The organism is Aliiroseovarius crassostreae (assembly GCF_001307765.1).
GTDB classification, from domain to species: Bacteria; Pseudomonadota; Alphaproteobacteria; order Rhodobacterales; family Rhodobacteraceae; genus Aliiroseovarius; species Aliiroseovarius crassostreae.
Map to the genome: position 1 here is coordinate 36,015 of NZ_LKBA01000019.1, position 15,124 is coordinate 51,138.

Below are 15,124 nucleotides of genomic sequence, written 5' to 3' on the forward strand. Positions count from 1 at the left end.
GCGCCCCCTTTAGGGGGCGGAAAAATACGTGGATTTCGAGATGGGGACAAAACCGGTTCCGCAGGGCTGGAACATTTGTGGAACGCCCCTCTTTCCCTGCTGTGGCCAGATTGCTAAAGAGACGGTATGAGCGATATTGATGACGACGATCTGTTCGAAGAGTTCGAGGCTGGGGAACCCGCCCCGATGGCGCCTGCTGCGCCGAAAATCCCGCTGTCGCAGCGGGCTATGGGGATGGGGGCGTCATATCCGACCCCTTATCTTGACGGACTGAACCCGGCTCAGCGCGAAGCGGTTGAGGCGTTGGACGGTCCGGTCCTGATGCTGGCAGGCGCGGGCACCGGCAAGACCAAGGCCCTGACCACGCGGATTGCGCATCTGCTGCACACCCGCACCGCCCAGCCCAATGAAATCCTCTCTGTGACCTTCACCAACAAGGCCGCGCGTGAGATGAAAAAAAGGGTCGCCGCGCTGTTGGGACAGACCGTCGAAGGCATGCCCTGGATGGGCACGTTCCACTCGATCTGCGTGAAACTTCTGCGCCGCCACGCAGAGCTGGTTGGGCTGAAATCGAACTTCACCATCCTCGATACAGATGACCAGAACCGCCTGTTGAAACAGTTGATTGTCGCGGCGGATATTGATGAAAAGCGCTGGCCCGCGCGACTTTTGTCCGGGGTGATCGACAATTGGAAGAACCGGGCGTGGACCCCTGCGCAAGTCCCGACGGGGGACGCCTCGGCCTTTAACGGTCATGGGGTGGATCTCTACTACCAGTATCAGGAGCGGCTGAAGGGGCTCAATGCCTGTGACTTTGGTGACCTGCTTTTGCATATGGTCACGATCTTTCAAAAGCACGAGGATATTCTCGCGCAGTATCAACGCTGGTTCAGATATATCCTCGTCGACGAGTACCAGGACACCAACGTCGCCCAATACCTGTGGCTGCGGTTGCTTGCACAGGGGCATAAGAACATCTGCTGTGTGGGGGATGATGACCAGTCGATCTATGGCTGGCGCGGGGCCGAGGTGGGCAATATCCTGCGGTTCGAGGCTGATTTCCCCGGCGCGAAAGTTGTGAAGCTGGAGCAGAACTACCGCTCTACCGCGCATATTCTGGGGGCGGCGGCCGGGGTCATTCGTGGCAATGAAAACCGGCTGGGCAAAGAGCTGTGGACCGAGGCCGAAGGCGGCAAGCCGGTGGGTCTCAAGGGCTGCTGGGATGGCGAGGAAGAGGCGCGTTGGATTGGTGAAGAGATCGAGGATGCGCAGGCCGGGCGCGGTCGCTACCGCGATCTGGAAAAGACCCGCTCGCTTGACGATATCGCCATCCTCGTGCGCGCCTCGCACCAGATGCGCGCCTTTGAAGATCGGTTCCTGACCATCGGTCTGCCCTATCGCGTGATCGGCGGCCCGCGCTTTTACGAACGGATGGAGATCCGCGATGCCATGGCCTATTTCCGGCTGGCGGTCAGTCAGGAGGATGATCTGGCGTTTGAGCGGATTGTGAACACGCCCCGGCGCGGATTGGGCGACAAGGCGGTGCAGACGATCCAGATCATGGCGCGCACAAATGGCGTGTCGCTGGTCGAAGGGGCGCGGCTTGCGGTGGAGCAGGGCGCGATCAAGGGCAAGGGGGCCAAGGGGCTCCGGGAACTGGTCGACGGGCTGGATCGCTGGCACGCCATTTTGCGGGTGCAGGGGCTGCCCCTTTCCGATGACGATGCGCTGATCGAACAGCCGAGGGAATTGGCGCTGGATCTGAGCGCGCTGCCCAAGGACCTGCCCAAGACGCATATCGAGCTGGCCGAAATGATCCTCGACGAATCTGGCTATACCGGCCATTGGCAGAACGACAAAACGCCTGAGGCTCCGGGGCGGCTTGAAAACCTCAAGGAACTGGTGAAGGCGCTGGAAGCGTTTGAAAACCTGCAAGGGTTCTTGGAGCATGTCAGCCTGATCATGGATAATGACAGTGACGACGCCGAGGAAAAGGTCACGATCATGACGTTGCATGCGGCGAAGGGGCTGGAATATCCGGCCGTGTTTTTGCCAGGCTGGGAGGACGGGCTGTTCCCGTCACAGCGTTCGATGGATGAAAGCGGTCTCAAGGGGCTCGAAGAGGAACGCCGCCTGGCCTATGTGGGCATCACCCGCGCGGAAGAGGTCTGCACGATTTCCTTTGCCTCGAATCGTCGGGTCTATGGCCAGTGGCAATCGCAACTGCCGTCGCGTTTCGTTGATGAGCTGCCCGAAGAGCATGTCGATGTGCTGACCCCGCCCGGCCTTTACGGGGGCGGGTATGGGGCCGCAGCGGGCGGTTTTGATATGGGGGGCAGGTCGCAGATCGAACAGCGCGCCAGGCATGCGGATGCCTATAATTCGCCGGGATGGAAGCGGATGCAGGCCAATACCGGCGTGGGGGCGCGCGCCAAGTCCAGCCCGAATGGGGCAAAAGGTCTGGTGATTGATCTGGTGGCGGTCAGCTCCTTCACGCAGGGCAACCGCGTTTTTCATCAGAAATTCGGCTATGGCACGGTGATGGGGGTTGAGGGCGATAAGCTTGATATCGAATTTGACCGGGCGGGCGCCAAGAAGGTGCTGGGCAAGTTTCTGGTTCCGGCGGAACAGGCTGGCGACGTGCCGTTCTGAGGGGGATCTGTCTGAAAAATGCAAAAGGCGTCCGAAGGGCCAGCCCTTTACCATAAGTGTTGCAAAATAAGATTTTGGTTGGCCAGTTTCTGGCCAATCTTATCCCACAATAATAAGAAAAACTCGGAAAAACCGGGAGAGAAAGTGTGGGAACAGCCACGAAGAAATCTTCGTCAGGCGCTCGTAGGCGCTTACCTTTGCCTTCCTTTGGCATCAGCGTAAATTTCTGCCGAAATCCTCAGTGTGATTTCTTTGCAGAGACTCCAGACCCATTCGACAGAAGAGGGCAAAATCGGAGCAAGGTCAAGCCGAACATGCCGCGCGGCAGGGTCATCGGATCCGGCGATGAAAAGACCTTCCAGTGTGGCGGGTGCGGAAAGACCTCAATCATCAAGAACAACAAGGCGATCATCGAAGAATATCGTCGCCTTCGTCGGAAGTTCCGCCCTGAATTTCCAAGAGATGCCTGTTCCACCGAGGAGTGCGTAAATCACGGGAAGACCCAATCCGAGAACCCGGAGCTATATCAAAAGCGGGGACGACGCAGAAAGGCACGCAACGCTGGAAATGCAAATCCTGCCTCAAGACGTTCTCGACAGGAACGCGCCTGGGTCGCCAGAAGCGCAGCCACACGAACCGTGATGTCCTTTGGATGATCACCAATGGCGTGCCAATCACCAAGATCTGCGATTTCACGGAGCTATCTCCGCGCGATGTCTATCGAAAGATCGACTTCATTCATGACCGCGTCATCGACTTCACCGCCAAGCGCGAAGCCGACTTCAAGCGCGTGCAGTGGGATAAAGTTGGCCGCCGTTTTGCATCGGATTCTCAAACCCTGCATCTGAATTGGCCAAACAAACGGACCAGAGCGCAAATCGCTGTTCAGCATCTTTGCACAGCCCACGCCAACTCCGGCTACATCATGGCCGCTCATCTTCAGTTGGATCCGGCGATCGAGTTGCCGGATATTGAGGCGAGAACCCCAGCTTCATCGCTGGGGTTTCCTTTGTTGTGCGCTTGCCCATCCAGTTGTGCGTGAAACGGTAGATATCGACGATTTTCACCATGGTTTCAGGGTTGTAGAGGTAATGTCGATGCCAGGCGCGGCCGTTGGCGCTTGGCGTGTGAGAAGGGCGTTCTGCGAACTTCAGATTGCTCCGGACCTTATGGAAATAGGCATCAACGCTGCGTAGCGTGGCCAGACGCATGAGGCGCGCGCGGCGATCGGGCGCCATGCTCTCCCGATCGGTCAAAATGCGCATGCAACGATGCGGCTCCGACTTCGTGTGGTAGGGCCATTCGAAGGTTGCTGCCAACGGCAGGTCTTCCAGCATGCTTTCCACCAGGATGTCCTTGATCTCGTCCTTCGTGCTTGGATCGAAGTCATCGAAGATATGACGAGGCACATTGCTATCGTCTTCCAGCTGCCTGCGGCCTTCGTTCATCAACACGTTGCGCTGATCGTTGGACTGGTTCTTGTCGAACTCCACGACGATCACATCCACTCTGCCATCCTGGATCCTTCCAGCGAAGGCAGAGATGAACGACATCGCCAGCCCAGGATCAGCATCCAGGACGAAAACGAAGCGCTCAGAACCTTTGCCGAGGAAATGACGCATCTGGAAGGCATGGGCCATCTGCATGGCGTCCTGGCGCACCAGAGCGCCGCTGTGAGGCAGCTGCAGTCCCAGATCGACCTCTGGGGCCTCATCGGGACGAATGGCCACATTGTGGGTCATTTTGTCGAGGTAGCCTTTGAACTCCGTCTCCGACCAAAGTCGTGCCTGTTCTCGAAAGGCCCTCGGCAGGCCGAAATCTCCAGCCGCGACCATTGGCCCGAGGCAAGGTCAATGCGAAGGATCTGTTCAGTTAGGCGCTAATTTAGGGAACGGTCGAGCAGGCAGGAGGTGGCGCAATTCACGCGGTGCAACAGCACCAAAGCGCTTGTGTTCAGCGTCCTTTAGATCTTGATCAAAATCGCCCAAATGAAAATCGAGCGCATTCAAGATGTCCTCTGCAGCCTTAAATACATGTCTTCTGTTCTTGATCGGATTGCTATGGAAGACTTCGTCCCTTGCCTCTTTTAGTGCAAGCAATCTGGTTTGGAAGTTGGCCTTGTTAAGATGAAAGCGGATTTCACTGCTTGGCCGAAACATTTGATTTATGAAAAGCCAGTCAGAAACAATAATCCTCTGCAGCTGCCCGATCGTGAGCAGCAGAAACAGTTGATCGTCATTTGTTGGGGTTAGCAGCTTGTCCTTGTTTGGTCCGTCCAGAATTTTATCAATGGTGAAAAAGATTTGGCGCTTGAAGACATGCGAAACTTGCTTCCCGCAAATGTGAGCAAAATCTTGGTGGTTTTTTCCAGCCAACACTGCATCTCTTACGACGATCCACCAGTCTCGCCGGTCAAAATAGGTCGTCAAATGCACTGAAAGCGCGCTCCTGAGTGCGTTTTCCACTGCAAATATCACAGGGTATAGGGCGGCGAGCTCCTTGGTCTTTCGAGTGTAAACTTTATGGATAAGTTGCCGCTTTTCGTCATAGCTCAGCGGTGTTTTGGAAGAAGTCGTCCCTTGGGCTTCCTGTATCGAATCAGCGAGAAGTCTGCGATTGAGGACACGAAGATCAGCCAGGAAGGCATCAACCAGTCGCGGGGTGGGTGAGCCAGATAGATACTCGGCAAGCAGTTCGGTAGTTGAAGGGGCTGACTTGATAACGCTCATGTTGCTCGAATGTTTTGTTGTTGTGTTCTTAATGCTTTGGAACTATATAGATACTACTCGCTTGGTGGCGAAGCAATGACAACGCGAGCCCACGGCAGTCACCGTGGCACCTTGAGAGTCTAAACACCCTTAAAGATTAGGCGCGCACCTGCTGGTGTGCGCCAAATTTTTTTTGGCCAATGTTTTTTTGACCTTCAGACATGTTTGGCGCTCTGAAAACTCGTGGCTACCGTCCCCTCAAAATCAAACACCCGCACCGCGAAAAGCTCGGGGTGCGGGTGCAACACTTATGGTAAAGGGCTGGTCCGAAGGGGCGCCTTTTTTGTTTTGCCCGGTTTGTTCTGACTGGGTCGCAAGTTCAAAAAAAACGGCGATGCCAGGGAGGAGGGGCATCGCCGTTCTTTCTGTGGCGCGGCTCTCAGGGAGGAGGAGAAAGCCGGCTCAGCTGCGTCCGGGTCAGGGAGGAGCGACCCGTCTGCAATTTTGGATGCCAAAGGAGGAGAGGCATCCGAAACTTTGGAACGGCAGCCTCCAGGGAGGAGGGGAGGCTGCCGCATCCCGGGGCCTGCATAAGGGAGGAGGCGCAGGCCCGGAAAAAGGATCGACTGGCGGGGGCAGGGAGGAGGAAGCCCCCGCCGTCAATCAAGGTGCTGCAGGGAGGAGGAACAGCACCTATTGAAGCATCATGCGCCGTAGGCGGCTTTGTGGGCGATCGCGTGGATCTCACCACGGCTGATGCCAAGATCGTTCAGCTCGGCATTGGTCAGCTTGCTCAGCTCACGCACGGTTTCACGAAACAGCGCGTGGTTTGCATAGGCTTCTTTCCAGCCTTCCAGCATGGAAAAGAAACGATCAACGATGCCGGCGTGGGCGTTCAGAATTTCGGTGGCATGTGCCATGGTGCGTCTCGCTTTGCGTATGTCGGGTGCGGCGCCGTCGGGATGCCCGGGCAGTCGCGGAAATGTCGTTGGCGCCGTGCTGGCGTCGTTGGAGGGGTATTTGGCGATTGTGCTGCAAATGCACAATCCCCGGCCATCACAATGCCGCTATGCAGAAAATGCATACGTATCGCTGACCTAATTTCACGAAACCGTTACCGAAACCTGCTGTCCCCCGCCCGCGTGGCGGCGTGCCGCAGGGTGGATTGGGGGCTGATTGCCTGAGGCCCCTTGTATCTCGCCCGTGAAGCGGCCAAATGTGGGGCGCAGCTTTAGCAGGAGGTGGCCGTGGCCCAATCGCGCGATAAAATCATGTCTGTTCTCTCATCCATTGCCCTGCCCGATGGCGGGGACCTGGCGTCACGCGACATGGTGCGTGCGCTGAATGTTGACGGGGGCACGGTCAGCTTTGTGATCGAGGCGGCCACACCTGAGCAGGCCGCCGGAATGGAGCCGCAGCGCCACGCGGCCGAAGCGGCCATTGCAGCACTTGATGGGGTTGAGAAAGTCACCGCCATTCTGACCGCCCATGGGGCCGCCCCCGCGAAACCCGCGCAGGCGCCGAACCTCAAGATTGGGGGGCATCCGAAGCCGCAGGCCGGACCGATGGCCGTGCCGGGGGTGAAAAACATCATCGCGATTGCGTCTGGCAAGGGAGGGGTTGGTAAATCCACCGTCAGCTCCAACCTCGCCGTGGCGCTGGCCAAACAAGGGCGCAAAGTGGGGCTTTTGGATGCGGACATCCTGGGGCCGTCGCAACCTCGCATGATGGGCACCAACGCGCGGCCCTCATCGCCCGATGGTGAAAAACTGGTGCCGGTCGAGGCGCATGGGGTCAAGCTCATGTCGATTGGGCTGATGCTGAAGTCGGACCGGGAATCGGTGGTCTGGCGTGGGCCGATGCTGATGGGCGCGCTGCAGCAGATGTTGTTTCAGGTCGACTGGGCACCGCTTGACGTGCTGATCATCGACCTGCCGCCGGGCACCGGGGATGTGCAGCTTACACTGGCGCAGAAATCACAGCTTTCGGGCGCGGTGATCGTGTCGACGCCGCAGGATGTGGCGCTTCTGGATGCCCGCAAGGCAATTGACATGTTCGGCAAGGTGAACATCCCGATCCTTGGTCTGATTGAGAACATGTCATCTTACACCTGCCCGAATTGTGGGCATGAGGCGCATCTGTTTGGCCATGGCGGCGTGAAGGCCGAGGCCGAAGAACTGGGCGCCCCTTTCCTGGGCGAGTTGCCCCTGTCACTGGATGTGCGACTGGCGGGGGATGCCGGATCCCCTGCGGTTCTGGAAGGTGGCTCGGTGGCGGAGGCCTATGCCCGCGTGGCGCAGAACCTCGTGGAGCGTGGTCTGGCCTGACCCTCTCAAAATATCCCTCCAGCCAAACGCCCGCCGCAGAGCGGGCGTTTTCTTTTGGTGTGGGGCATGGGTCTGTCAGGGCGGTTTTTCCAGGGGCTGGGAAAAGATGGGACACAGGTTGAGGCCACGCGTGGGAAATCATGGGCGGCGTGGGAAAATATGGTTGAGAATGCCCGGATCTCATGGGAAACGCATCTGAATACGCAAAAGTTTCCGGTGTTTTTGGGAATTTTGCGGTGAAATTGGCCTCATTCGAAAAAAATACGGGAATTATTGGGAAAAAATGCACGCAAAATTTTGCGCTATATATTGTGTCTTTTTTGGATGTCTTCCGCTAGGTTTGCGAAAGAAGCTTGGAATTTCCTTGAGTTTTTCACTTTGTTGGCGAGGGGTTGCGGTGCTCGGGGTGCAAAAATCCCATCATGGGGTATTGCATCCCATGAATTCCCAAGCTAATACTTGTATCCATGATGAGGACGGGACTAACGAGGCGCTAAGACCTCAGTGACACTCCCAAGTCAGGTTTCATGCAGGCACCCGCTTCATCAGGTAAAGAGATCCGGCGCGTACGCGAGCAGACATCCCCCCAGGTGGCGCGCGCGACTGGACACCCGGAAACGGGCATGGCGGCGGATTGATCAGTGGCAGCTAGATCAATTCGCCGTTTTTCATTCAGGGCCCCCACGCAGATCACGTGGGCCCCGCGAGAGGACAGGAAAGGGACCGTAGCGTGGCACGCAGGTTCAGAGGTGAAAGCCACCACAAGGTGGATGCAAAGGGCAGGGTCTCGATCCCAGCCCTGTTTCGCCGTGTTCTTGAGGCGGGCGACCCGGATCATCGCGAGGGCGACAACCCCAATCTGGTCATTGTCTACGGCGATCACCGCCGCAACTATCTGGAATGCTATACCATCGAAGCAATTGACGAGGTGGACGAGCAGATTGCCAAACTTCCGCGTGGTTCCATCGAGCGCCGGATGCTGGAGCGCCTGTTTAACGGGCAATCCTTCCCGACTTCGGTTGATGAAACAGGTCGCCTGGTGCTGCCTGCCAAGCTGCGCCAGAAGATCGACCTCGACAAAGAAGCGTTTTTCATTGCCACGGGGGATACGTTCCAGATCTGGAAGCCCGAGACCTTTGAGGAGGTTGAGATGGCCAGGACCGAGGCCTGGCTGGATGAGCAACCTGATGATTTCGATCCGCTGACATTGCTTGGCGGGGCAGGAGAGTAAGATGACACCGGCTGCCACCCCTGATCGTCCCCACATCCCCGTTCTGCTGAGGCCGCTCCTTGAGGCGGTCTCTTCTGACTCTGGCACCCTGTCCGGGGATTGGGCTGATGGCACCTTTGGGGCCGGGGGATATACCCGTGGCCTGCTGGAGGCGGGCGCCAATTGGGTGGCGGGCATTGACCGCGATCCCATGGTATTTGAAATGGCGCAGGGCTGGGCCGGGCAATATGGTGATCGTCTTGCGCTGTGCGAAGGCACGTTTTCCGAACTCGACACGCTGGCCGGGCGGCCGCTTGATGGGGTTGTGCTGGATCTGGGCGTCAGCTCGATGCAGCTGGACATGGCGGAGCGCGGCTTTTCCTTCATGCGCGATGGGCCGCTTGATATGCGAATGAGCCAGTCCGGGCCGTCGGCTGCGGATTTTGTCAATGAGGCGGATGAGGCCGATATCGCTGATGTGCTTTATCAATACGGCGAAGAACGTGCTTCGCGTCGGATTGCCAAGGCAATTGTAAAGGCGCGCATGGATCAGCCGTTTGAAACCACCTTGCAATTGGTTGATGTGATCGAGAAATGCCTGCCGCGCGCCAAGCCCGGTCAGAGCCACCCGGCCACGCGCAGTTTTCAGGCGATCCGCATCGCGGTGAATGATGAATTTGGTCAGTTGATCGAAGGGCTTGAAGCGGCAGAACGGGCGCTTAAGCCCGGTGGAAAGCTGGCGGTGGTGACCTTCCATTCGATGGAAGATCGGGTGGTGAAGCGGTATCTGCAGGCGCGCGCCTCGGTCGGTGGTGGCGGGTCGCGTTATGCACCCGAACGGGCCGAAGAGGTGCCGACCTTTCAGCTTACCCCCAAAAAGGCAATTGGGCCGGATGCCGAGGAGCTTGAGGAAAATCCCCGCGCCCGGTCTGCACGCCTTCGGGTGGCCACCCGCACCGATGCGCCCGCGGGTCCCGTGGACCGCTCAAAACTTGGTCTTCCGAAACTTGTTCTTAAAGGGTCTTGAGAATGCGTTCCTTTCTTTATCTCTGCTCGGCACTTGTGGTAATGGGACTGGCCTATTGGGCCTATTCGGAGAACTACAAGACCCAGGCGGCGCTGGATAAGGTCGAAGGATTGCAGCATGATATCGGCCGGATGCAGGAAGAGCTTGCGGTGCTGCGTGCCGAATGGGCCTATCTCAATCGCCCGGAACGGCTGCGAGATCTTGCGGAACTCAACTATGCCCGTCTGGGCCTGTTGCCGCTTGCGCCGGAGCAGTTCAGCCGTGTGGACCAGATTGCCTATCCGTCAGAGGAGCCGCTTGCGGTGACGGAAACCATCGAGGTCAGTGGCGAGATTTCCGATCAGGAGGACCGCCCATGAGCCGGATCCCACTGCGCCCGCTGGCCCGTATTCTGGACGCCCGCGCGAAAGGTGAAAACCCCGATCAGATCGAACGTGAAAACCTGAATGACCGCCATGAGGTGATCCGCGACAGGGTGCGGCTGCGCACCGAAGGCCGGCTTCTGGTGCTGGCAGGTGTGTTCCTCAGTGCATTTGTCGTTGTGGGCGCGCGCATGTCGATCCTGTCCGCGTCCGAGCCGCAGGAGCCACGCGGACAGGTTGCCGGATCCGCGATTGCCACGGCGCGGGCCGATATTCTGGACCGCAATGGGCGGATCCTTGCCACCAACCTTGTGACCCACGCGCTTTACGCTCAGACCCGCGACATGGTGGACCCGCCACGCGCTGCGGCGGAGCTGGCCAAGATCTTCCCGGATCTTGATGAAAAAGAGCTGCTGGAGGATTTCACCGGCAAGCGCAAGTTCCTGTGGATCAAGAAAAAAATCAGCCCCGAACAGAAACAGGCTGTGTTTGATATCGGTGAGCCGGGCCTTCTGTTTGGACCCCGTGAAATGCGTCTTTTCCCAAATGGTCGACTGGCGGCCCATGTGTTGGGTGGGGCAAGTTTCGGCAAGGAAGGTGTGTCGGCTGCCGAGGTGATCGGTGTTGCCGGGGTTGAGAAGCAGTTTGATGAGTTTCTGCGTGACCCGGCAAATGGCGGGGCTCCGCTGGAGCTGTCGCTGGATTTGACGGTGCAGACGGCCATCGAGCAGGTGCTGTATGGCGGTATGAAACTGATGAACGCCAAAGGGGCGGCGTCGGTGCTGATGGATGTGCATACCGGTGAGGTGATTTCGGTGGTATCGCTGCCGGATTTCGACCCGAACAACCGCCCGCGCCCGCTGACCGTGGCGGATCGTGGCAAGGATCAGTCCGACAGCCCGCTGTTCAACCGCGCGGTGCAGGGGGTTTATGAACTGGGCTCGACCTTCAAGATCTTTACCGCCATTCAGGCGATGGATCTTGGTCTGGTCAATCCGAACACCGTGATCGACACGGGTGTGCCGATGAAAATTGGCAAATTCCGGATCAAGGAATTCAAAAACAAGAATTATGGCGAGCTGTCCGTCAGCGACATCATTGTCAAATCCTCGAACCGGGGCACCGGGCGTATGGCGCTGGAAATCGGGCCAGAGCGTCAGCAGGAGTTCTTGAAATCACTGGGCTTTTTCGAACGCACCCCGTTTGAGATTGTTGAGGCGCAGGGCTCGACCCCGCTGCTTCCGCCAAAATGGGGCAAGCTGTCAACCGTGACCATTTCCTATGGCCACGGGCTGTCTTCCACCCCGATGCATCTGGCCTCTGCCTATGCGGCCATTGCCAATGGCGGCTATGCGGTGACGCCGACGGTGCTCAAGCAAACGCAGGTCAAGCGTGGCCCAAGGGTGATGAGCGAAGCCTCGGCTGTGGCCGCGCGTCAGATGTTGCGCAAAGTGGTGACCGAGGGCACCGCCTCTTTTGGTGAGGTTGAGGGGTATCAGGTGGCAGGCAAAACCGGCACCGCAGACAAACCCAAACCCGGTGGCGGTTATTACGATGATAAGGTGATCAACACTTTTGCCAGCATGTTCCCGGCAGACAATCCGCGATATGTGTTGATCGTGACACTGGATGAGCCGGTGGAAACCTCCGGCCCGAAGCCGCGCCGCACCGCTGGCTGGACCGCGGTTCCCGTTGCGGCCGAGATCGTGCGCCGGGTTGCCCCGCTTTTGGGGATGAAGCCAAAGATTGAACCTTTGGACCCAACTGGGCTAACACTCACCTCAAACTGAATGTGCGAGGGGCGGCCCGGTCGGCTGTCCCCCAAGACTGAGGGGGCCCCATGGCCGACAAGACACTCACAAAAACGCTGGCGGATCTTGGTTTGACTGCCAATGGCAATGGCGGGGGCGATGTAAAGATCACCGGCCTGTCGGTGGACAGCCGTCAGGTCAGGCCCGGCCACCTGTTTGCAGCCCTCCCCGGTGCGCGTGTGCATGGGGGGGAGTTCATTCAATATGCGCTGCGTATGAAGGCAGGAGCCATTCTGACCGACCCGGAAGGTGCGCGCATTGCCGCCGCTGAGCTGGCATCGGCAGATGCAGCCCTTGTCGTGGTTGAGGATCCGCGCATGACGCTGGCCTATGCGGCGGCGCTCTGGTCTGGCGCCCAGCCCGAAAACATGGTTGCGGTCACCGGCACCAATGGCAAGACCTCCGTTGCCAGTTTCACCCGCCAGATCTGGGAACATATGGGGCTTCAGGCGGCCAATCTCGGCACCGCCGGGGTTGAGGGCGCCTATACAGCCCCGATGACCCACACCACCCCGGAACCGATCACGCTTCATGCCCTGCTGGCAGAGATGGCCAGGGCGGGGATCACCCATGCCTCGATGGAAGCGTCTTCGCACGGGCTTGCGCAGCGGCGCCTTGACGGGGTTCGCCTGACCGCCGCAGGATTTACCAATTTCACCCAGGACCACCTCGATTATCACGAAACCTTCGAGGAGTATTTCCACGCCAAGTCCGGGCTGTTTCGCCGGGTCCTTCCCGATGAGGCCACCGCTGTCATCAATATGGATGACCCGAAAGGGCAGGAGATGTTTGATATCGCGCTTGGGCGCGGGCAGAACGTGATCCGGGTTGGCAGCCATGCCGATTGTGACCTGCGGCTCACCGCGCGGCGGTTTGATGCCACCGGGCAGGATCTGCGCTTTGACTGGCTGGGAGAGCCGCATATGGCGCGGCTCGACCTGATCGGCGGGTTCCAGGCGGAAAACGTGCTGCTTGCGGCCGGTCTGGCGATTGCCTGCGGGGCGGAACCGTCCGAGGTGTTCGCCACGTTCAAACATCTTGAAACCGTGCGGGGCCGGATGCAGCTTGCAGCGACCCGGGACAATGGGGCGTCGGTTTTTGTCGATTATGCCCATACGCCGGATGCGCTGAAAACCGCGCTCAGGGCCATCCGCCCCCATGTGCTGGGCAGGCTTGTGGTGGTGTTCGGCGCGGGCGGGGACCGCGATACCTCGAAACGCAAACTGATGGGCGAAGCTGCTGCGGCCAATGCCGACGTGGTCTTTGTCACCGATGACAATCCCCGCACCGAAGACCCCGATCTGATCCGTGCCATGGTGATGCAGGGCTGCCCGAATGCCAATAATGTGGGCGACCGGGCCGAGGCGATTTTGCGCGGCGTCGATGCGTTGGGGCCGGGGGATACGCTTTTGATTGCGGGCAAGGGGCATGAGACCGGGCAGACCATTGGCAATGATGTGTTCCCGTTTGATGATGTGGAGCAGGCCTCGGTTGCGGTCGCGGCGCTGGATGGGAAACTGACATGAGCTTGTGGACAGCGCGTGAGGCCGCAAAGGCCACCGGTGGCAAGGTTCTGGGCGGGGACTGGAGCGTCGAGGGGGTGTCGATTGACACCCGCACGATCCAGCACGGCGATCTGTTCGTGGCGCTGAAAGCGGCGCGGGACGGGCATGATTTCGTGGCGCAGGCGCTTGCCGCCGGGGCCGGTGCGGCGCTGGTCAGTCGCCTGCCGGAGGGGGTGGACAAAGAGGCGCCGCTTCTTCTGGTCGAGGACGTGTTGGGCGCCCTTGAGGATCTGGGCCGGGCGGCCCGTGCGCGCACGCGCGCGCGTGTGGTGGCGGTGACGGGATCCGTCGGCAAGACCTCAACCAAAGAGATGTTGCGCGCGGTGCTGAGCCCCCAGGGCAGGACCCATGCGGCTGAGGCCAGCTACAACAACCATTGGGGCGTGCCGCTGACCCTCGCTCGGATGCCTGCAGATACGGACTATGCCGTGATCGAGATCGGCATGAACCACCCCGGTGAAATTGCACCGCTTTCGAAAATGGCCCGCCCGCATGTGGCCATGGTCACCACCGTGGCGGCGGCCCATCTTGAGGCGTTTGAGGATATTTCGGGCATTGCGCGCGAAAAAGGCGCGATCTTTCAGGGGTTGGAGCCGGGCGGCGTGGCGGTAGTGAATGGCGATCTGCCGACAACGGACATCTTGCTGGCAGCCGCGAAAGGCGCCCGGATTGAGACCTTTGGGGCAAAGGCCGGGAATTCCAACCGCCTGACCCATGTGTCTCTCACGGAAGAGGCGACGATTTGCAAAGGGATCGTGGCGGAGCAGGAGTATTTGTTCAAAATCGCAACTCCCGGAAGGCATTTTGCAAGCAATGCATTGGCCGTGCTGGTCGCGGCCCGCGCCCTTGGGGCAGAGGCCATGCTGGCGGCGCAGGATATGCCGCTTTGGCAACCGCCAGCCGGGCGGGGCACCCGTGAGGATGTGGTGCTGGATGCGCCAGAGGGGGTGTCACTCACCCTGATCGACGATGCCTTCAATGCCAACCCGACCTCGATGGCGGCGGCACTTGAGGTGCTGTCGATCATGCAGCCTGTGGACGGGGTAGGCGAGCTTCAGAATGGTCGCCGGATTGCAATTTTGGGGGATATGCTGGAGCTGGGCCCTGAAGAGCAGAGCTTGCATGAGGCGATTGCGGATCTTCCCTATCTTGCGGATCTGGATGTGGTTCACTGCGTCGGACCCCGTATGAAGGCGCTCTGGGCGCGCCTGCCTGCGGAAAAGCAGGGGATCTGGGTGGAAAGCGCGCCTGAAATCCTTTCGCAGCTTTCCGGGCTGGTGGATGCTGGCGATATTGTGCTGGTCAAGGGGTCCAAAGGGTCCAAGGTCAGCCTTGCAGTTGACGCACTGCGCAAATTGGGCCATCCGAAACGCTGATCAGTATGACGCGCTTTTCCCCGTGAAGCGGGGCGGGTGGCAGGTAAAAGACGACAGGCGGCCCGGTTCGGAGGGCGCGTAATGAA

At 59.2% G+C, this 15,124-nt stretch carries 12 protein-coding genes and 1 pseudogene; 9 read left to right on the forward strand and 4 right to left on the reverse strand.

The features are described 5' to 3' along the window. Positions 1-126 precede the first annotated feature (126 nt). Positions 127-2,652 carry an ATP-dependent helicase gene (locus AKJ29_RS12880; RefSeq protein ID WP_074963833.1) on the forward strand — a complete coding sequence of 842 codons (2,526 nt, stop codon included), beginning with the start codon at positions 127-129 and terminating at the stop codon, positions 2,650-2,652. Between the two features lie 481 nt (positions 2,653-3,133). Next, positions 3,134-3,238: pseudogene (locus AKJ29_RS20680) on the forward strand (IS1/IS1595 family N-terminal zinc-binding domain-containing protein); the annotation flags it as partial. A 114-nt stretch (positions 3,239-3,352) separates the two neighbouring features. On the opposite strand, the gene AKJ29_RS12885 reads toward AKJ29_RS20680, so the two are convergent. From AKJ29_RS12885 to AKJ29_RS12905, 4 genes are all read right to left on the reverse strand, one after another. Beyond that, positions 3,353-3,589, reverse strand: coding sequence for a hypothetical protein (locus AKJ29_RS12885; RefSeq protein ID WP_139231493.1), 237 nt, complete (start codon positions 3,587-3,589; stop codon positions 3,353-3,355). Further along, positions 3,576-4,487: a hypothetical protein gene (locus tag AKJ29_RS12890; protein WP_055191472.1), complete on the reverse strand. Its 912-nt coding sequence runs from the start codon at positions 4,485-4,487 to the stop codon at positions 3,576-3,578. Before AKJ29_RS12890 ends, AKJ29_RS12885 begins: the two co-directional genes overlap by 14 nt. 33 nt (positions 4,488-4,520) lie before the next feature. Beyond that, complete coding sequence (locus AKJ29_RS12895) at positions 4,521-5,381, reverse strand: hypothetical protein (protein WP_055191473.1); 861 nt, start codon at positions 5,379-5,381, stop codon at positions 4,521-4,523. A 683-nt stretch (positions 5,382-6,064) separates the two neighbouring features. Next, complete coding sequence (locus AKJ29_RS12905) at positions 6,065-6,280, reverse strand: DUF1127 domain-containing protein (RefSeq protein ID WP_055191475.1); 216 nt, start codon at positions 6,278-6,280, stop codon at positions 6,065-6,067. A 327-nt stretch (positions 6,281-6,607) separates the two neighbouring features. On the opposite strand from AKJ29_RS12905, the gene AKJ29_RS12915 reads away from it, so the two are divergent. The 7 genes from AKJ29_RS12915 to AKJ29_RS12945 all read left to right on the forward strand — a co-directional run bounded on the left by AKJ29_RS12915 (position 6,608) and on the right by AKJ29_RS12945 (position 15,038). Further along, complete coding sequence (locus tag AKJ29_RS12915) at positions 6,608-7,687, forward strand: Mrp/NBP35 family ATP-binding protein (protein ID WP_055192432.1); 1,080 nt, start codon at positions 6,608-6,610, stop codon at positions 7,685-7,687. 730 nt (positions 7,688-8,417) lie between these two features. Beyond that, entirely contained in the window at positions 8,418-8,918 is a 501-nt protein-coding gene (gene mraZ, locus AKJ29_RS12920) for a division/cell wall cluster transcriptional repressor MraZ (protein ID WP_074963811.1), read from the forward strand. Position 8,919: 1 nt separating this feature from the next. Next, on the forward strand, positions 8,920-9,924 hold the full coding sequence (gene rsmH / locus AKJ29_RS12925) for a 16S rRNA (cytosine(1402)-N(4))-methyltransferase RsmH (RefSeq protein WP_055191481.1): 1,005 nt from the start codon (positions 8,920-8,922) through the stop codon (positions 9,922-9,924). Positions 9,925-9,926: 2 nt separating this feature from the next. After that, a complete protein-coding gene (gene ftsL / locus AKJ29_RS12930; RefSeq protein ID WP_055191483.1) occupies positions 9,927-10,283 on the forward strand; it encodes a cell division protein FtsL in 357 nt (118 codons plus the stop codon). Further along, the gene (locus AKJ29_RS12935) at positions 10,280-12,076 is read left to right on the forward strand and encodes a peptidoglycan D,D-transpeptidase FtsI family protein (protein ID WP_055191486.1); all 1,797 of its coding nucleotides are present in this window, start codon (positions 10,280-10,282) and stop codon (positions 12,074-12,076) included. The genes ftsL and AKJ29_RS12935 overlap by 4 nt, the downstream gene beginning before the upstream one ends. Before the next feature lie 50 nt (positions 12,077-12,126). Further along, positions 12,127-13,623, forward strand: coding sequence for a UDP-N-acetylmuramoyl-L-alanyl-D-glutamate--2,6-diaminopimelate ligase (locus AKJ29_RS12940; RefSeq protein WP_055191487.1), 1,497 nt, complete (start codon positions 12,127-12,129; stop codon positions 13,621-13,623). Beyond that, positions 13,620-15,038 carry a UDP-N-acetylmuramoyl-tripeptide--D-alanyl-D-alanine ligase gene (locus AKJ29_RS12945; protein WP_055191489.1) on the forward strand — a complete coding sequence of 473 codons (1,419 nt, stop codon included), beginning with the start codon at positions 13,620-13,622 and terminating at the stop codon, positions 15,036-15,038. Before AKJ29_RS12940 ends, AKJ29_RS12945 begins: the two co-directional genes overlap by 4 nt. The last annotated feature ends 86 nt before the right edge of the window (positions 15,039-15,124 follow it).